Source organism: Asticcacaulis sp., assembly GCF_027484505.1.
Classification (GTDB): Bacteria; Pseudomonadota; Alphaproteobacteria; order Caulobacterales; family Caulobacteraceae; genus Asticcacaulis.
On the sequence record NZ_JAIXSV010000187.1, the window covers coordinates 1 to 17,616 of the forward strand.

Here is a 17,616-nt window from a genome sequence, read left to right on the forward strand (position 1 = left end):
GATTTGGGCTGGGCTTATACGGGCTGGGCATTCACCGCCCTGCCGCATAAGCGCGTACCAGACGATGCTGTCTGGCAACGCGAAATGGGTCAGGTCACCCTGACCATCAGTCCCGGCCATTTGCCCGGCAAGACGCGCAGCGAGGTGGTGAAGGTCGGCGTACCGTTCGGGGCGCATGCACGGCTGGTGATGCTTTACCTGCAGACCCAGGCCATCCGGACGGGCAGCCGCGAGGTTGAGGTTGGCCGGACCATGAACGCCTTTCTGGAACGGATCGGCGTGGCACCCGGCGGCAAGACACGGCAGTCGGTCAGTGAACAATTGCGCCGGATCGCGGCATCGACCGTCATGTTCAGCTGGCAGCAGACGCCCGACAGCGCGCCCGGCTTCATGCGGCAGACCATCATCAAAGGCGGCCAGCTGGGCGTGCGGATGACGGACGATACGCAGGGTGCGCTCTGGGAAGAGCACATCGTGCTGTCGGAAGATTTCTACGACAACCTGCGCAAATACCCGATCCCGCTGCTGGAACAGGCTATCCGGGCCATCGGGGCCAGCAGTCTGGCGCTGGATCTCTATGTCTGGCTGTCCTATCGGCTGCGCAGCCTGACCAAGCCGACCACGATTTCCTGGCAGGCCCTACATGCCCAGCATGGGGCCGAATATGCCCGCATCCGCGACTTCAAGCGCTTCATGATCCCGCAATTGAAGCTGGCGCTCGCCGCCTATCCGCAGGCGCATGTGACGCTGGAGGATGATGGGCTGATGCTGTACCCGTCGGCCCCGCCGATCAGTAAGCTTGGCGGATAGTCGGGACTCTACTCGCGCCCCTGTCTTCAGCGTACCAGCATCCAGAAGGAACCGCCGCGACCATTGTGAAACGGTGCCGGCAGCAGATCATTGACGGCTGGCAGATCAGCGGTAAAGGCGCCGGGCCAGAGAATGTCGTAGCGGGTCTGGCCGGCCAGCAACATGGCTGCCAGCAGATATTGCTCATTATAAAGCCGGCCCAGCCAGTCGGGCGGATAGTCGTAGGGCAAGAAGATATCGTGGATATGCACGATGACGCCCGGCGCCAGCTCCGGCAGGATTTCCGTGAAGAAAACCGTGACATCGCTATTCTGGAAGGATCGGTGTGAGCCATCGAAGAACAGGATGTCGCCAGCCTTCAGGCTGGTGAAAAGGGCGATATCTGCCTCTTCCAGGCCACAGCGGGTGATCTGATCGCACAGCGCGTCAATCTCGACCCTGGGTTCGGGGTCAATGCTGTGCAGGTGGGTGCCGGTTGCGAAACGGGTGATGGCCCAGCGGGCAAAACGGGTGGACATGCCCGACCCTATTTCCAGGAGCCGGGCGGGGCGATGGCGGGCCAGCATGGCACACAGCATGCCTGCATCCAGCCGCGGCATCCAGATACTATCCCACCAGGGCTGATCCGGGCGGGCGGGATCGGCGCTGCTGGCGATGGCGGCAAAATCGGGGACAAGTTCTGCCAATGCCTGGGCAGCAGGCCGATAGTCGCCTTGCGCCAGCAAAGCGGCAAGCCGGGCATGGGCCGGCTTGCCATAGCCATGGCGCACGCGCGGACGTGGGGGGAAATCCATCTGTACGACATCGCCGCGCCGCCAGAACCGGGCCAGATATTCCAGGTTAGCCTGGGCATACTCATGCCCCGGCACCAATTCCAAAGCTTTTTCCAGGGCATCACCGGATTCAGGGAACCGGTTCAAGAGGCGGAGGGTGGTTCCCAACTGTGCCCAAGCATCGGCATTGTCGGGTTCACGGTCCAAAAGCCCGCGCAGAATGGCTTCTGCCTGACTGGGTGCGGCATTACCCCGCAAAGTGATGGCATGGCCAATCAAGGCGCGTGGATTGTCGGGTTCAAGTTCCAGGGCTTGACGGAACAGTGCCATCGCCTCCGTCAGACGGTTACCAGCGGCAAGGGCGGCATAGGCGCGTGACAGAGCGCTGTCCAGGTCCATGAGACGTGTCTCCTTCAAGCCGGCAGCGCCGTATAGAGGCGGATATGGGGGGTGGCGTCATGGATATGCACAGCGCCCACCACGCGTAAAGTCGCCGTCATTGCCGAGAGATACTCACTGGCGATGATGAAGATGCCTTCACGCAGATGATCGGCCGGCAGATCGGCGGGCCGCAGCAAAGGCAGGCCGAGGGCCGTTCCGGTGCTGTGGCTGTCCAGCAGGGCTGTCACCTGCAGGTGGGCATGTTTGGACAGTTCCCCCAGCACAATGCGTCCACCCCGACCGCTGCCATAGACATAGAGCGGGCAACCCGTCGGCAGGGCATGGAAATCGGCAGGGCCGGTCAGGCGTGGCAGGTCAGGCCGGTCGGCAGGTTGCCCCCAAGCCGGAGACAGGGAAAGGTCGGACGCGATGGTGGTGGCGCGCAGGCTTGCGACCACCGGGTCCAGGCGTTCCCGATCGGCAATGCGTGCCATGGCCTCGCCACGATGGCTGCCGTGAAAGGCTGTATTGTCGGCTTGACCCCGACGCCAATGAAAATCGGTCGTCACCCGCCAGGAAGAAGCGAACGGAGCCACACGCGCCAGACGGCGCAGAAGATAGCTATCCTCAGCGAAATCCAGACCGGGATCAGGCCCCAGGACCGGCAGAAGATCGGCAGGGGCCATGAAGGCGCTGGAATGGACCGCCAGGTTCCAGGCCATGAAGGCGCTGCGGTCAGGGGGAGGAAGAGTGTGGAAGGCGCGATGTTCAAAGGCTGGATCAGCGGGAGGGAAGGCCCCCGCTGCATCATCCCAGACCTGTACCGAACCGGCGATGGCAATCGATCCGGACAGGGCAAGGGGGGTCAGACTGGCGACATGATTGGGATGCAGCGCGTCATCATCATCCAGCATGCCGAACAGGTCGGCCTCCACCGACCGCAAGCCGGCCCACAGGCAGGCGCTGCGCGTCGTCGGGCCAATGGGGGGGGATGTGATGTCGATCAGGTCGAGGCGGCGGAAATGCGGGCGCTGCCGCTCCATCTCCGCCTCAAGCCCCAGTACCGGGGCGTAGCGGACCAGGATGACGCCAATGCCGCCGGATGTCTGGGCCGCCAGGCTGTCCAGGCAGCGGCGCACGAAACCGATATCGCGCCCACCGACGCGTACAATGTAATCAACACTCGTCGCAGGAACGGTGGGCGTGAAGCCGGCGGCTGCCCTGATCTCGCCCAGCATGGCGGACAGCGGCCCAGGCGCCAGATCCGCGACGGTCAGGATATGGGCAGGCCGGCCTGTAGCGGACAGCGTGTCGGTCAGGAACTGCGCCTGGGCCGGATTCTCCACGATGAAACCATCATGGGAGAGCACGCAATCCAGCCGCCGGCGGTCATGGCGCAGCCGGTCGGGATCATCGCGCAGCCAGCCCAGCCAGGGATGGCCCGTACGTTTACCCAGCGCGGCATCAGCGGCGATAACCAGATCGGGGGCCAGGGCCGTCAGGTCCCGCGACAGGGCACAGGTCTGCCCGTCCCAGCCGGCGGGAAGCGGCAGGCCGTCAGGATTGAAGAAGGCGAAGCGGGTGACGCTCACAGGCCATTGCCGGCGACCGTGCCGTCCTTGCGCCGCGACAGCTGCACCTGCCCTTCCACGCATTTGACATAGGTGGTCTTGCCGAGCGCCAGATTATCGCAAATGGTGATCAGGGCGCGGGGCAGGGAACCAAATTCCTTCGACCCGCGTACCCCGGCATTATAGGTGGCCATATAGGTTTTCAGGGCTTGCTTGGTCACAGGCTGGCCGTTCTGGTCAATCATCGCGCGAAAGGCTCCGGGTGGATGGCAGGCCTGATCATGGAACAGGGCGGGGGGAAAGGGCCAGTCCTGAATGGAGCTGCATTGACGTGTGTATGGGATATGCGCGTCTCTGATGGATATCGACCAGGAAGGCCTGCATGACGCGAGAGACGGCAGGTGTGCGTCAGCGCACCAATGTGACCTTGCCGGAAGCGCTGCTGCGCGAGGCGCGCCAACTCAACATCAACCTGTCGCAGGCCTGTGAGCGGGGTCTGACGGTCGCTGTTTCGGAAATGAAGGCGGCCATGGATGCCTGGAACGCCCATGTCGAGGAAAAGGGGCTGCCCCTGGCCGAATACAGCCAGTTCTGATAGTGCGTTTCGACGTCTATGCCATGCCGGGGCAGCGGCCCGGTTACCTTCTTGATGTACAGGCCAACCTGCTGGACATGCTGTTGACCGGATACTGATATCAAGTAGAGATTCCGCTCATGGTGCCTCTCCACCCATCGAAGCGATGGGGACCGCAGCACATCCTCTGAAGCCGCTTTCCAGCGTTTCAGGGACTGGAAAGCGGCAAGTATCTGACGTTTCCTGTACGCGGATAGCGGACGAACCCGGAGGGCAGGATGCCGATCAATAGGGATAGAACGGAGCCTCGGAGCCGGCAGCGCGATACGCTGGAAGAATTCGTCGCCGGGATGACGCCAGATAATCAGCATGAAGAGCAGTTTCCCGGTCCCCCGGTAGGGGCGGAGCGTATCGAATGGGAGGGGATGATCTCTGGGTGAAGAGATTTATGATATCAACAAGCTATCAATCCCTCCTTGATATCAGTTCCCCCTGCGCTCAGCGAATTCTCTCTTCGGCGACAAGAGCCACGGCAATCTGCGGTACCCAGCGGGCCAGGTTTTCCACCGCACTGGCAGCCTTCGGAAGCTCTACGCCCATCGCCTCGGCCCGCCGAGCCCATTTCGGCCTTGTTCCTGCAAAAGCTAGATCGTGTCACGCTAGCTCGCCAGCTCGATATCAATACGACACAGCTCCAGCCATCTGTGGGAGGGAAAAATCAATCTCTTGCAACTGGTTGGCCTGAATGCTTTCTGCGTCAGGACTGGATTGAAAGTCGATATCGGGGCTGTGATGCCATGACGGAACTGGAATACATTCTCGATGCTTGGCCTATGTTACGCGGCAAGGGGCCGGATGTCTGGGCGACCTTTGCTCACGTGTTGCTTGATAAAGGCAAAGGGGTAGAGGCCTTCACGCTTGCCCTGGCGGCCCATGAACATCCCGATTGTGGCAACCGCGACCGCGCGCTTGCCCGTTTTGTGCTGAATGCCGGGGTGCCGGGATGGCACTGGGACCTGGTGCGCGACAAAGCGCGCAACGCGGCCTATGAGACGGCATTGCGCCGGGTGGTGCGATCCGACAGTCTGGTGCTGGATATTGGGGCCGGCACCGGTCTTCTGGGACTGCTGGCGCTGCGGGCAGGGGCAGGACATGTCGTGTCCTGTGAGATGAACCCATCGACGGCCCGAATGGCGGCGGTAATCGCCAGGGCCAACGGGGTCGCTGACCGGCTACGCATCATTTCAAAGAAATCCACCGACCTGATCCTGGGGTCGGATCTGGAGCGGCCTGCCGATGTGATCGTCTCCGAGATCGTGGATAATACGCTGCTGGCAGAGGAGACGCTGCTGACCCACCGTGATGCCGTACCCCGCCTGCTGCAGCCCAGCGGTCATGTCATTCCGGGCGATGGGGCCATCATGGTGGCCCTGGGCCATGATCCGACCCTGGTTCATCGGCGCATGGGCATGCATGAGGGTTTCGACCTTTCCGCCTTCAACATCCTGGCATCGGCATCGTACAAAGTGCCCGTGGGGACGCCCGGTCTCCATCTTCTGACCCAGCCGGTCCCGCTGTTCGAATTCGCCTTCGACAAGCCCGGCAGCTGGCCAGGAAACCTGGCCGATGTCGATGTGACGGTCCAGGCCGGCGGAACGGCCAACAGCATTATCCAGTGGATCCGCCTGACCTTGGACCGGTCAGGGGTGGAGGGGAGCGTTTATGAGGCGAAGCCCGGACCGGGCCGAAAGTCCTGCTGGGCGGCGATGTCCTGGCCGCTGAACACCCCGCTTGCCTTGACGGCGGGGGAGAACAGGCGCATCGCGGGCCGTCGCACCGACAGCAAGGTCACAATCTGGCTGGCAGATTGACCCGGACCCGCCCGGCATCCAGTTCCAGCACCTGATCAGCAGCCCGGCGGGTGGCCTCGCGGTGGGTAACGGCCAGGACGGTCACCTGGCCCCGCAGCCGGTTGAGTGTCTCCAGGACCAGCGCTTCCGATCCGCCATCCAGAGCGGAAGTCGCCTCATCCAGGATCAGCAGGCGGGGATGGCGGAGCAGGGCGCGGGCGATGGCCAAACGTTGACGCTCCCCACCGGAGACGGCCCCGCCGCGGTCGCCGACAATCGTGTCCAGGCCCTGGGGCAGGGTACGGACGAAATCGGCGGCTGCGGCGTCCTCCAGGGCAGTCCAGAGGTCGGCCTCCGTTGCGGTGGGGGCGGCCAGCAGCAGGTTGGCGCGGATCGTGTCATGGAACAGGAACGGGTCCTGGGGCACCACCGCCACCTGACGGCGCCAGGCGGGCAGCAGATCAGGCGTCAGGATGGTCCCATCCACCGATATCGTACCGGTGGTCGGGACTGTCAGTCCTGACACCAGATCGGTCAGACTGGACTTACCAGCACCTGACGGGCCGGTCACGGCCAGCAGAATGTTGGCTTGCAACACCAGGTCAAGCCCGTCCAGGGCCATGCGCCCGTCCGGCATGCGCAGGCTGACCCCGCACAACAGCATTTCCCGGGTGAAGGCAGGCAGATCGAGACCCGTCTGCGGTTCAGCCCCGGCACGCAGCCGGTCATACATCTGCGTGTATAGGCTGATGGCGGGCAAACCGGTTTCAAGCTGCCGCCAGACCCGCAGGCTGCCCAGCCCCCGCTGGGCCAGACGGGCAAAGGCCAGGATCACCACCAGGGCCTCGCTCAAGGGCTGCTCCAGCCAAAGCGTCGCCGTAGCTACCGCCAGCGCCGCCAGTCCTGCCGCGGTCAGCATCAAGGCCGCCTGTTCATAGGCCAGGATTGCTGCGTGCCGGGCCTGGAGCTGGCGCAGATCGATGAAGCGGCGGACCAGAGCCTCCTGCCGCCGCTGTTCAGCCCCCAGCCCCTTGATCACGCGCAGCCCGGCCAGATCATCCGTCAGATCGGCCAACATGGCCTGCTGTGCCCGGCCTGCGCGCATCCCGATATCAAAGCCACTGCGCCCGATGCGCCGGATCAGCAGCAGTGCCAGCAGCGAGGCCGCCAGGGTCACCAGCGTCAGCGGCGGCGACAGCAGCAAGGCGGCCCCCAGCAGCACCGGCAAGGTCAGTGCGGCGACCCCGAGATTGACCACCGCGTCATGGCACATGCCCAGACGGTTCACCTCAATCATCAGTATCTGCTTCACATCCGCGGCGCGCAGAGACTGGAACACCGGCCAGGAAACGTGCAACAGCGCCTTGTGCAGATCGCCGCGCAGGCCATCAATGAAATGGTTGCGCTCATGGTTGCTGACGATGGCGCGGGCCGCCGTCACGCCGGCGGCCGCCAGGACCAGCAGCAGATAAAGCCCCAATCCCCACAGCAGGGAACCGGGCGCGTGCGAACCGCCATTCCCCAGTCCGACCCGTTCCAGCACCGGTACCAGCAGCAGCAGCCCCGCCCCTTCCGCCAGAGACGCAGACAGCCCCAGGCCCAGTGTCAGCATCAGCCGCCGCCCGTAAGAGGCAGTCAGCATATTCAGCAGACGGCGGATCGTGGTGGTGGGGATTGCGGTAGCGAGTTGCATGGCTTCCAGGAACAGGCGCAGGCCGGGATCATGACCTCAGGCGGTGGGGCAATACCAGCCCCTTATCCCAAAGGTCGCCCGCAGGCCGGTGGATATCGTCAGACGCACCCGTGACAAGGGGCCTGTCGGCTGGATATGCCCAGTTCCATTCAGGGGATTGGCTGATATAGTCCCAGGACCAACCGAAACCATCAGAATGCGACCGATACGACGGCATATTACAGAATGTGATTATTTAAGGTTGCCCTTGGGATAAAACCATTGATTTATTAAATATGGTCATAGTACTCTTCATGCCGATCGCATAGGCGGGGAGAAAAGAATGCAAAGGGTTGAGTACACACATTTCACGCCCTTTGTTAACAGCACGTTTACAGCCCAACGCGCGGATATACAGGTTGACCTGCATTTGCTTCAGGTTGCAACAAAGACGAGCAATCGCAATCATTATTTCCGCGAGAACCCATTTACACTTGTCTTTCGGTGTCCATTGAAAGTCATTCTGCCGCAGGGACTGTACAGAATGACGACTTTCAGCTTTGAGCCCATGGAGATTTTCATCACGGCGGTGGGCGCAGATACCGAGGGTGTCATTTATCACGCCCTGTTTGATTAGGCCGCAACCGGTACGGTAAGCCATCTCGCCGGCCTGTATTCGTTATTCCGTTTATCCCAGATGGAAAAGGATCGGGAGGGTCCCATGTCAGAACCTTATGTCGGACAGATTTTGTTCGGTGCGTTCGGATTTGCGCCGACGGGCTATGCCCTTTGCGACGGCGCGACGATGAACGTCCAGCAGAATGCAGCACTCTATTCGCTGATCACCACCACCTATGGCGGCGATGCCAAGACGACGTTCAAGCTGCCGGACCTGCGCGGCCGCGTGGTCATGGGCCAGGGGGTGTCCCCGGTTTCCGGTGCCGTCTACCAGACAGGTCAGTATGGCGGGGCGGAAGGGGTGGTCCTGACGGCAGCGCAGCTGCCGGCCCATTCCCATGTGATCAACGCGACCAAGAATGCAGGCACGACCCCCTTCCCGAATAATATTCCGGCCAAGACGGTGGCAAATACGGCCCCGGGATCGGTTGCCACCACCATGTATGCGCCTGCGGCGACGCTGGTCACCCTCAATGCGCTCAACATTTCCGATGTTGGCGGCGGCGGCGCGCATCCCAACATGCAGCCCTTCCAGGTGGCCAACGCCATTATCGCGATCACCGGCTATTACCCTCAGCGTCCCTGATCCACGGCGCAGAAGGAGCAAACATCATGAGTGACGCTTTCATCGGTGAAATCCGTCTTGTTCCCTATTTCAGGGCCTATCCGCCCACAGGCTGGATGTTCTGTAATGGCACGATGGTGAATGTTCAGCAGTATCAGGAACTTTTCTCCCTGATTGGCACCACCTATGGCGGTGATGGTGTCACGAACTTTGGGTTGCCGAACCTGAACGGTCGTGTGCTGGTCGATCAGGGGACGGGCGTGACCACCCCGAACACCACGCCTCCCGGCGGCCCGGCCCTGACCCCCCGCGCCATGGGGCAAAGCGGCGGCAGTGAAATGGTGGCGCTGACGGACGCGATGATTCCGCCCCATGATCATGCGTTCAACGCTTCCACGGGAACGAACATGTCCCAGGAACCCGGCCCTACCCTTGTTTATGGCAGCAACAGCAACGGCACCTACAAGCGCTATGTGTCGCCGGTTCCGACACCGGCGCCCACATTGGTTGCCATGGCCTCCACGACAATCACGTCGGTAGGTGCCGGTCTGCCCCATCCGAATATCATGGCCGGGCTGGGCCTGCGGTACATCATCTGCGTCATTGGCGGCCTCTATCCGACACGGAACTGAGCAGGGGGAAAGTAATCATGAGCACACCTTTCATCGGACAGATCTGCTTTTTCCCCTGGAACTGGGCCCCTTATGGCTGGTTGCCATGCAATGGGCTCCTCCAGTCGATTCAGAGTTATCAGGCGCTTTATTCCCTGATCGGGAATGTGTATGGCGGTGATGGCAAGACCACTTTCGGCATCCCCGACCTGCGTGGCCGTGTGCCCGTCGGTGTGGGTGCCGTTAATGGCGCTTCTCATGTCTGGGACCTAGCCGGGGTCTTTGGGGCGGATGCGGTGGCGCTTGGTACCAACACCAACTATCTGCCCAATCATACCCATACCCTGTCAGTCGCTGCTGCGGCCTCCACCACGGGTGTGGCTACGGCCGGTGCCATGTTGGGACCGGTCACCCCCAACCAGTTCTTCTCCGGCCCGGCCACCAGCACCAATCCCACCACCTTCAGCCCTCTGGCCCTGGGGGCCACCTATGGGACTGGGGCTGCGCATGAAAACCGTCAGCCCTATCTTGTTCTCAATGCTTGCATTGCCTGGGACGGGGAATATCCCAACCTGGATGGCTGATACATCCATGGCGGTTATATTGGGTTTTCCCAAAGGGCAGCCCTCCGGGGCTGCCCTTGTGGTGCCGGGGCTGCATGTGCGCCCGGCACGGACCACGGACCTGCCTTTCCTGCGCCACCTGTACCGGGTGGGGCGGGAAAGGGAGCTTGATGCCCTGAACTGGCCGGAGACGGTGCGACGGGATTTCTGCCGCGCGCAGTTCGAGGCGCAGCATCTGGATTATACAAGCCGCTATCCCGGTGCCTGGTTCCTGGTGCTGGAGCAGCGACGGGAACCGGCTGGCCGGCTTTATATCGACCTGACGGGACCATCGCTGCATCTGATCGATATCGCGCTGTTGCCGGCCTTCCAGGGGCGTGGGATCGGGACCGGTATCCTGCGGGCGCTGCAGGACCGGGCGCAGGAAGAGGAAAAGCCCCTATCCCTGCATGTCCAGCGCGGCAATGACGGGGCCGCCGCCCTTTACCGCCGGCTGGGCTTCACCCTGGCCGCGACAGGGGCCACCCATGATCATTTCACCTGGACAGCAGGGCAAAGCAAGGGCCGCCCCGAACCGCCAGCCGTGAATGATCTTGACGGTATCATCGCCGGCTTGCCATAATCAGCGAACTTTTTCTGCACGCCGCAGCCTTTGGTATGTGGCCGACAAGCCTTCAAACTTCCGACGGGCCCATCATGGACAATACAAGCACCCAGCCGGATCACCAGTCCAAGGCCGAATGGAAGGCCCCGGAATTGCTGCGTCTGGATATCAATGCCGGGACGCAGCAGGACTATTCCGGTACTCCGTCTCCCGATGGTAACTGGGGAGTGGGTGCATCCTGATCCGGTGATGGTTCTCCCCCTCCGCACAGCGGAGAGGAAACGTCCATGACGGCCATTGCCGGCCTCTGGCAGCATGATGGTGCGGATCATATCACCGACCGGATCGGGCGCATGGGGGCGGCGCTTGCCGCCTATGGCCCGGACCGGGCCGGAACCAGTGATATCGCCGCCGGTCTGGCCCTGACCTGCCGGCAATCCCACATCACCCCTTCTGATATGATCGATCACCAGCCCCTGTGGGATGGGGAGCGGCGTATCTGTGTGGTGGCGGATGCCCGCATCGACAATGCCGCCGAACTGGCGTCTGGCTTCGGCTGGGCGGCGGGGGAGGCGGAGCGATGTTCCGATGCGGCCCTGATCCTGGCCGCCTACCGCCGCTGGGGGCCTGACTGTGTGGGCCGGCTGAGCGGCGATTTCGCTTTTGCCCTGTGGGATGACCGGGAACAGCGTCTGCTGCTGGCCCGTGATCATTATGGTGGCCGGCCCCTGTTCTTTGCCCACCGGCCCGGCCTGTTCGCTTTTGCGTCCATGCCAAAAGGGCTGTTCGCCTTGGGCGAATTTTCCAATACCCTGGACGCGGTTGAGCTGGGCGCTTATGTGGCCTTGCTTCCGCAGGAAGGAACGCGGACCTTCTACCGTGACCTGTCACGGGTGCCACCGGGCCATTATCTGTTGGTTCAGGGGGATCGGCGGCGGCTGGTGCAATATTGGCCAGGCGCGTTCAAGGAACCGGACCGGCCGGGGGATTACCGGGAGTATGTGGAGGAATTCGGTCGGCTTTACACCCAGGCTGTGCGCGCCTGTCTGCGCGTGCGGCCCGGCGCTGGTATCGGCAGCCATCTCAGCGCCGGGTATGACAGCGCCTCCGTCACGGCCCTGGCCGCCCGTGAGCTGTTGGCCCAGTCAAAAGGCCTGACGGCTTTCACGGGGGCACCGCGCGACGGCTTCACCGGCCCTTACCCCGCTGCCCGTGTGATCGATGAATCCGGGGTGGCCGGCGACGTGGCCCGCCGTTTCAGCAATATCGATCACCGCATCATCCGCGCGGGCCCGGACGGCCCGCTGCGGGACCTGGAACGGACATTGCCCTATCTGGAGACACCGTTCTTCAATATCTGCAATCTGGGCTGGGCGCGGGTCATCGAAGAGACCGCGGCCCGCAGCGGCATCAAGGTGCTGCTGACCGGTGCCATGGGCAATCTGACAGTCAGTTTCCATGGCCAGCCCCATCTGGCCCGGTTGTTCCGGCAGGGCCGCTGGTGGCAATTGGCCGCGCTGGCGCGGGGGATGAGGCGGGAAGGGGTCGGGTGGCGCATGCTGGCCGCCCTCGCCCTTGGCCCCTCGCTGCCGGATTGGATCCGCCGGCTGCGGCACCGCAAAGGACCTGGTGTTTTCGCCTATACGGCCCTGTCGCCGGCCTTCGCTTCTGCCATGGATATGGACGGGCTGGCGGTGGCTCGGGGTCTGAACCTGTCTTACGTCCGCCGGTTCAATGATAGCCGGGCAGGGCGTCTGTTCACGCTGCGTCTTGCCGATCCAGGCGTTTACCACCATGCCAGTCTGGCTGAACATGGCCTTGATATCCGCGATCCAACCGTCGACCGCCGGCTGGTGGATTTCTGCCTGACGATCCCCGAAGGTTTTTTCATCCGCGATGGAAGGCGCGCGTCGATGTTGCGCGATGCCATGGCCGGTTTGCTGCCCGACAGCATGCTGAACCGCCGGATACGGGGCGTGCAGGCTGCGGACTGGTATGAAAAGATGGTGGTCAGCCGTGACGGCATAGCGGCAGAGCTGGCGCAGCTTCGGTCATCCCCCCTGGCGTCGCGCGTTCTCGATCTGGACCGGCTGTGCCGGCTGGTGGCCGATCTGCCTGACCCGGCGACCCCGCCCGACCAGATAGCGGCGGAACGGTTCACAAGCCCGGACGGCGACATGGCCTATCGTCAGGCCCTGCTGCGCGGCCTGTCCGTGGGGCGCTTCATCCGCATGGTGGAAGGTGGCAACGGGTGATGTTTCCCGCCCCTCAATCGCCGGCCAACCGCTCCAGCATGTCCAGCATTTCGTCCAGGTCCTTGAAATCGGTTGTGCGGACCAGTTCCCAGACGGGGACGCGCGCCGCCAGCCGCGCCGCCGTCGACAGGACATGCCGGCGTCCATGCAGGGCATCGGCCAGATAGGCCCGGTAGGTCATGGCGTCCAGGACCGCCGCCGCATGCGGCCGGGGCCAGCGGGTCAGGACAGGTCGCTGCGCCGCCGGGTCGGCCCGCAAATACACGATGGCAGAGAGAGGGCAGGGGACGGGATCAAAGGCGGCCAGCATCGGCACATGCCATTTTCCGGCCTTGCGTGCCACGGGCTGTTGCCCCTCCTGGCCGATTTCCAGGGCGCTGCGGCTGCTGTCCCACAGTTTGACCATGGGAAAGCAGGGCTGTGCCATACCCGTATCCGGATCGACGACCAGCACATCATCCCCCAGCAGCCGGTGTCCGCGCTGAACCAGGGCCGTGGCCGTGGTGGACTTGCCGGCCCCGCTGTTGCCAACAATGGCCAGCCCGCCATTGCCGGTCCGGATGGCACAGGCATGCAGGGGGACCACCCCGCGCTGATGGCAGATCACCCCCAGGCCCGGGCCCAGCAGCCAGGTCTGGATTTCGGGCCCGGACACACCCGGTCCTGGATCGATCATGATATCGCGTCCATCCGCCAGCCCGATACGCACATAATCCGGGACGTTGATCACGGTGCGGCCATCGGCGCCCACCTGAATCCCATCCCGGTTCAGCCGCAGCGGCAGGGTCGGCGCCTGGACAGGGCCCTTGCGCACGGTGATGTCTGCCACCGCACCGGCCTCCGGTGCGGAGCAGGGGAAAAGATGGGGCAGCGGCATTTCGGCGGACAGGGTCCAACCGCTGATCCGGTAATGATGCATCAAACTGTCCTTGGCAGGGCATAGAGACAGGCATTGGGCGTGAAGCCGGCGGCTTGCGACCCGCCAATGACAGGTTCCCCGCCTGTCACCAGCCAGGCATGGGCCGTCAGGGCCCCATCGCGCCGATTGACGCCGAACACGATATGCCCGGCAATGCCCCGGCGTGTCAGCATCATCCGCCCCGCCACGCAGCGGACCAGACAGGTGCTGTGCCAGGGCAGGCGGAGGGACATGGCGTCGACGACATGCCCGACCCCCCGTGCCCGCGCCAGGACCGGTGCAGGCTGCGGATCGAAACCGGCCAGGGCCGGACCGGGATCCGAGACACCGCCGAACAGGCGGGCCACCAGACGAAAAGGCACGTGGAATACCAGGAACCAGGCAATGCACAGCGCCAGCACCGCTTCCAGCCGGAACAGCAGGCCATGCAGCCAGCGCAGAGGAGAGAACCCGTTCACGCCGCTGCTTTCACCAGCCCCTCGCTGGCCAAGCTATTCAAAAGACGCAAGACATCTGCCGTGATCACGTCCAGCGGGGCGGCATAGGCCTGTTCCAGGGCCGTGCAGAGATCACCCACCCGCACCGGCTGTTCAAGCCGGTTCCAGATATCGTGACCGATCGCATCCAGAGAGAAGTAATGACCGCTCTCCACATCCATCATCACCAGCTCACCGTCGATTTCGCTGGCCAGACAATGATCGGTCCGTACCATTACGGTGTCGATTGTCACCATCTCCAAGCACCTTCAGTCACCCATGCCCCGGTCTGCCGACCGGGCTTCAACCTATTGTTATCGGATAAAGCCATGGCATAAAAGAACCAAGCCGCTTCCATGTGAGCGCCACAGGGTGTGCAGGGGCGCTGCATGAGGATTTACAGGAAAATCCATTTTTGAGAGAATAATAAGAACCGGGATAAAATATGTAAAACCGATAAAGGGTTGATATGATGATCAGTTTTTCAGAAAAAATATTTTCGATACTATCTGTATCCGAGTGGAATGAGCGCTCCTCCAAGCGTCAACTTTGCCATATGCCGGGCGTATTTCCCGAAAGTGCAGATCTCATATCCTGGGGGTGGCTGGAGGATTTCCTGAACCGGGAATATACCCGTCCCGAGCTTTTCCGTTTTTTCATGAGTGGGCGGCCCGTCGAACCCGGTCGTTTCAGTCTGATCGACCAGAAAGGGCAGTTGGACCGGACAGCCCTGCGGCCTTTGCTGACCCAGGGTATCACCGCCATTTTCAACAGTCTGGACAGTTCATCGGACTATTTCTGGCAGGAGGCCATCAAGTTGGAACAGGCCCTGGGGGCTGTCGTCTCCCTTGATGCCATCGGCTCCTTCGGCACGGTATGTGGCCTGCCTCCCCATTATGATGACCGGGACCTGATCATTGTGCAGGTCGCGGGGCGCAAGCGCTGGAAAATACTGGGAACCCCGATTGAGGGGCCCTGGCGTAAACGCACCCGGCCTGTGCCGGATAGTGTGACAGATGAGTTCGTGATGCAGGCCGGCGACATGCTGTTCGTGCCGGCAGGCCTGTATCATCAATGTGTCCCGCTGGAGCCATCCCTGCATCTGGGAGCACTGGTCACGCGCCCCTGCGGCGCCGATCTGCTGAAGATGATCCAGCCACAATGGGAGACGACCGATCCTGGATTGGGCACGCGGCTTTATGCTTATGAGGGAGAAACCGATCTGGGCCAGCAGGATGCCTGTCTGAAGCAGGCGCTGATCCGGTTGGTCCAGGAAATGGACGTCACTGCCCTGACCCGTGCCTGGCTGGCCCAGAAGCAGCGCCCGCTCCGTGCCGGCCTGCTGGGCACCGGCGGAAAGCCGGCAGATAGGCGGTAAGGCCTCCCAACCATCAGCTTCCGCACAGCCAGATATTCATGGCGAAGCGTGAATCCTCTAACCGCCCGCCCGGCACCGATACCGGCATCACCTCATGCGGCATCCAGGATGGAAAGGCCACCATCAGGTCGTGCGCCGGCTCGATATCGGTGAACGCATCCCCCATCAGCGCATGCAGTCGCAGGGCCCCCCCTGAAAAGGCCTTGGGCCGCTGATGCGCGTACCAGACCATGGTCAGCCGCCTCGGTTGCTTTTGATTACCAGAGCCTGTCGCAGTGTCGATATGCCGTCTGTAGAAACCGCCATCCCCATGGGCCACCAGCTCAACCTGGACATGGCTCCGCGTGAAGGGCCGCATGCCGAGGGCATGGAGAAGCTCGGGCTCACAGGCATCCACCCGCTCCATGACCGGGGCCAGAAAGGGCCCCAGGTCCGGCAGCACGATGGAGGAACGGATGCTCTCATCGCGCCGTATCTGGTCGCCGAAGCCGACCTTGGTCGGCTTCATCCGCGCCTGATTGGACAGGGCATGTGCCAGGATCGCCGCCGCCAGTTCATCGCCCAGGAAGCCTGGGAAAAGCCGGTGCGGTGATCTTGTCAATGCGGCCCTCATTAACATGTCCTCCTGTTCATCATCCTGCCATCCATCCTGGTCTCTCTCGGGCGCGAATCACACTCTAAGCGGCGGCCAGCAGACGATAGACCGAGGCCCGGCCGATCCCCAGATGCCGGGCGATGGCGGCAGCTCCCATGCCTTCGGCTTTCAGGCGTCTGATTGCCTGGGTATCGATGCGGGGCTTGCGGCCCTTATAGACACCCTTGGCCTTGGCCGCCCTGATCCCCTCCATCTGGCGCTCACGCCGCAGGTTCGTCTCGAACTCTGCGAACACGCCCAGCATGTCGAGGAAGGCCTTGCCAGCGGCGGTACTGGTGTCGATCGGCTGTTCGGTGGCGCGCAGATCCACCCCCTTGGCCCGCAGTTCCACTACGATATCCTGCAAATCCTTGATGGACCGTGCCAGCCGGTCGATGCGGGTCACCAGCAGCGTGTCGCCAGGCCGCAGGAATTCCAGCAGCAGCGCCAGTTCCGTCCGGCCCCTGCGGCTGGCCCCGCTGGCCTTCTCCGCCCGCACCACGGCACAACCGGCACGCGTCAGCGTTTCCACCTGGATCGTCACATCCTGATCATGGGTGGAGGCGCGGGCATATCCGTAGAGGGCCATGGGCGGTTGATCCCGGTATTTGTCCCGTTAGGGTCTAGACCAGGACAGGATAACGTCTCGAAATCCAAAAACATACCCTTTTGAGACGATTCCCGGCGTCTCGCGACTTTGTCTTGTCAGGGTATACCCTAATAGAACAGACGCTGGCTCCGGCTCCCGCAGTCATGTGCATATCGCGATGGTTGTATGAATGTCACAGTGACCTCGAAGGACAACTTTTGTCTGTTATTCCGCCATGCCAAAAGGTAAATAAGGCACGACAGGTAAGCCATATTCAGATTTGTGCCGCGCATTGGCAGATCGCTATCGAGTGAGGGGAAGCTAGATGACCGGAAATTTTGTCGTATCTTCGGGTGGAAGGCGTCATTCCGGTTTGTTCTGGACGTTGCTGTCCTTGATGGCTGCTGGGTCGGCCCTGGCAACCTGGATGCCGGCGAATGCCCAGGTCGCGACGGACAGGCAGGCTGCCAATGCCACCAAGGGCAATAACAGTGCCCCCATCACGCAGGAGAAGGAACCGGGTTCCGATCCTAATGGTGATCAGGACGACAAGCGCGTCGCGGATTCATTCCAGGCGAAGGGTATTGAGGCGGGCAAATTCCTCTTCCTGCCCAGTCTGGAAACAGAGGTTTCCTGGACCGACAATGTGTTCGCCACGGACAGCGATGTGCGCAGTGACCGGTTTTACCGCATCGTTCCCGGTTTCAAGCTGC

The 17,616-nt window shown here is 62.5% G+C and carries 21 protein-coding genes; 11 read left to right on the top strand and 10 right to left on the bottom strand.

Going from position 1 to position 17,616, the window contains the following annotated elements:
• Positions 1-810 (top strand): replication protein RepA (locus Q0072_RS11625; protein WP_298330159.1); only part of this gene is annotated, 810 nt, incomplete at its 5' end.
• Positions 811-836: 26 nt separating this feature from the next.
• On the opposite strand, the gene Q0072_RS11630 is transcribed toward Q0072_RS11625, so the two are convergent.
• The 3 genes from Q0072_RS11630 to Q0072_RS11640 are packed head-to-tail and all read right to left on the bottom strand — an operon-like array spanning position 837 to position 3,756.
• On the bottom strand, positions 837-1,982 hold the full coding sequence (locus tag Q0072_RS11630) for a tetratricopeptide repeat protein (protein WP_298330162.1): 1,146 nt from the start codon (positions 1,980-1,982) through the stop codon (positions 837-839).
• A 14-nt stretch (positions 1,983-1,996) separates the two neighbouring features.
• Complete coding sequence (locus tag Q0072_RS11635) at positions 1,997-3,556, bottom strand: hypothetical protein (protein ID WP_298330164.1); 1,560 nt, start codon at positions 3,554-3,556, stop codon at positions 1,997-1,999.
• The gene (locus Q0072_RS11640; RefSeq protein ID WP_298330167.1) at positions 3,553-3,756 is read right to left on the bottom strand and encodes a hypothetical protein; all 204 of its coding nucleotides are present in this window, start codon (positions 3,754-3,756) and stop codon (positions 3,553-3,555) included. The genes Q0072_RS11635 and Q0072_RS11640 overlap by 4 nt, the downstream gene beginning before the upstream one ends.
• Positions 3,757-3,917: 161 nt before the next feature.
• Here Q0072_RS11640 and Q0072_RS11645 point away from each other — a divergent pair, with 161 nt between their 5' ends.
• The gene (locus tag Q0072_RS11645) at positions 3,918-4,130 is read left to right on the top strand and encodes a type II toxin-antitoxin system CcdA family antitoxin (RefSeq protein ID WP_298330169.1); all 213 of its coding nucleotides are present in this window, start codon (positions 3,918-3,920) and stop codon (positions 4,128-4,130) included.
• Positions 4,131-4,906: 776 nt separating this feature from the next.
• Positions 4,907-5,980, top strand: coding sequence for a 50S ribosomal protein L11 methyltransferase (locus Q0072_RS11650; RefSeq protein WP_298330171.1), 1,074 nt, complete (start codon positions 4,907-4,909; stop codon positions 5,978-5,980).
• On the opposite strand, the gene Q0072_RS11655 is transcribed toward Q0072_RS11650, so the two are convergent.
• Both Q0072_RS11655 and Q0072_RS11660 read right to left on the bottom strand, forming a co-directional pair.
• Positions 5,958-7,652: an ABC transporter ATP-binding protein gene (locus Q0072_RS11655; RefSeq protein WP_298330174.1), complete on the bottom strand. Its 1,695-nt coding sequence runs from the start codon at positions 7,650-7,652 to the stop codon at positions 5,958-5,960. The genes Q0072_RS11650 and Q0072_RS11655 overlap by 23 nt on opposite strands.
• Before the next feature lie 235 nt (positions 7,653-7,887).
• Positions 7,888-8,292: a hypothetical protein gene (locus Q0072_RS11660; protein ID WP_298330176.1), complete on the bottom strand. Its 405-nt coding sequence runs from the start codon at positions 8,290-8,292 to the stop codon at positions 7,888-7,890.
• Between the two features lie 60 nt (positions 8,293-8,352).
• Between Q0072_RS11660 and Q0072_RS11665 the strand changes: the two genes are divergently transcribed.
• The 6 genes from Q0072_RS11665 to Q0072_RS11690 all read left to right on the top strand — a co-directional run bounded on the left by Q0072_RS11665 (position 8,353) and on the right by Q0072_RS11690 (position 12,907).
• On the top strand, positions 8,353-8,895 hold the full coding sequence (locus Q0072_RS11665; RefSeq protein ID WP_298330179.1) for a tail fiber protein: 543 nt from the start codon (positions 8,353-8,355) through the stop codon (positions 8,893-8,895).
• Positions 8,896-8,921: 26 nt separating this feature from the next.
• Complete coding sequence (locus Q0072_RS11670; RefSeq protein ID WP_298330182.1) at positions 8,922-9,506, top strand: tail fiber protein; 585 nt, start codon at positions 8,922-8,924, stop codon at positions 9,504-9,506.
• Between the two features lie 17 nt (positions 9,507-9,523).
• Complete coding sequence (locus tag Q0072_RS11675; RefSeq protein ID WP_298330184.1) at positions 9,524-10,069, top strand: tail fiber protein; 546 nt, start codon at positions 9,524-9,526, stop codon at positions 10,067-10,069.
• A complete protein-coding gene (locus Q0072_RS11680) occupies positions 10,062-10,670 on the top strand; it encodes a GNAT family N-acetyltransferase (RefSeq protein WP_298330187.1) in 609 nt (202 codons plus the stop codon). Before Q0072_RS11675 ends, Q0072_RS11680 begins: the two co-directional genes overlap by 8 nt.
• A gap of 74 nt (positions 10,671-10,744) precedes the next feature.
• Positions 10,745-10,894, top strand: a complete 150-nt coding sequence (locus Q0072_RS11685; RefSeq protein WP_298330190.1) for a hypothetical protein — start codon at positions 10,745-10,747, stop codon at positions 10,892-10,894.
• Between the two features lie 45 nt (positions 10,895-10,939).
• The gene (locus tag Q0072_RS11690; protein WP_298330192.1) at positions 10,940-12,907 is read left to right on the top strand and encodes an asparagine synthase-related protein; all 1,968 of its coding nucleotides are present in this window, start codon (positions 10,940-10,942) and stop codon (positions 12,905-12,907) included.
• Positions 12,908-12,920: 13 nt separating this feature from the next.
• Here the strand turns inward: Q0072_RS11690 and Q0072_RS11695 are convergent, their stop codons facing one another.
• Genes Q0072_RS11695 through Q0072_RS11705 form a run of 3 tightly spaced genes read right to left on the bottom strand, consistent with a single transcriptional unit; the run spans position 12,921 to position 14,559 of the window.
• Positions 12,921-13,826, bottom strand: coding sequence for an HPr kinase/phosphatase C-terminal domain-containing protein (locus Q0072_RS11695; protein ID WP_298330195.1), 906 nt, complete (start codon positions 13,824-13,826; stop codon positions 12,921-12,923).
• Positions 13,826-14,284: a lasso peptide biosynthesis B2 protein gene (locus tag Q0072_RS11700; protein ID WP_298330198.1), complete on the bottom strand. Its 459-nt coding sequence runs from the start codon at positions 14,282-14,284 to the stop codon at positions 13,826-13,828. Before Q0072_RS11700 ends, Q0072_RS11695 begins: the two co-directional genes overlap by 1 nt.
• Positions 14,281-14,559, bottom strand: a complete 279-nt coding sequence (locus Q0072_RS11705; RefSeq protein ID WP_298330200.1) for a PqqD family protein — start codon at positions 14,557-14,559, stop codon at positions 14,281-14,283. The genes Q0072_RS11700 and Q0072_RS11705 overlap by 4 nt, the downstream gene beginning before the upstream one ends.
• Positions 14,560-14,771: 212 nt before the next feature.
• On the opposite strand from Q0072_RS11705, the gene Q0072_RS11710 reads away from it, so the two are divergent.
• Positions 14,772-15,680 (top strand): cupin domain-containing protein, encoded by a 909-nt coding sequence (locus tag Q0072_RS11710; RefSeq protein ID WP_298330202.1) that lies wholly within the window; start codon positions 14,772-14,774, stop codon positions 15,678-15,680.
• A 13-nt stretch (positions 15,681-15,693) separates the two neighbouring features.
• Here Q0072_RS11710 and Q0072_RS11715 read toward each other — a convergent pair whose 3' ends face one another.
• Positions 15,694-16,281: a 2OG-Fe(II) oxygenase gene (locus tag Q0072_RS11715; protein WP_298330205.1), complete on the bottom strand. Its 588-nt coding sequence runs from the start codon at positions 16,279-16,281 to the stop codon at positions 15,694-15,696.
• A gap of 76 nt (positions 16,282-16,357) precedes the next feature.
• On the bottom strand, positions 16,358-16,903 hold the full coding sequence (locus tag Q0072_RS11720) for a recombinase family protein (RefSeq protein ID WP_298330208.1): 546 nt from the start codon (positions 16,901-16,903) through the stop codon (positions 16,358-16,360).
• A 325-nt stretch (positions 16,904-17,228) separates the two neighbouring features.
• On the opposite strand from Q0072_RS11720, the gene Q0072_RS11725 reads away from it, so the two are divergent.
• The coding region (locus Q0072_RS11725; protein ID WP_298330211.1) for an outer membrane beta-barrel protein at positions 17,229-17,616 on the top strand (388 nt) is incomplete at its 3' end.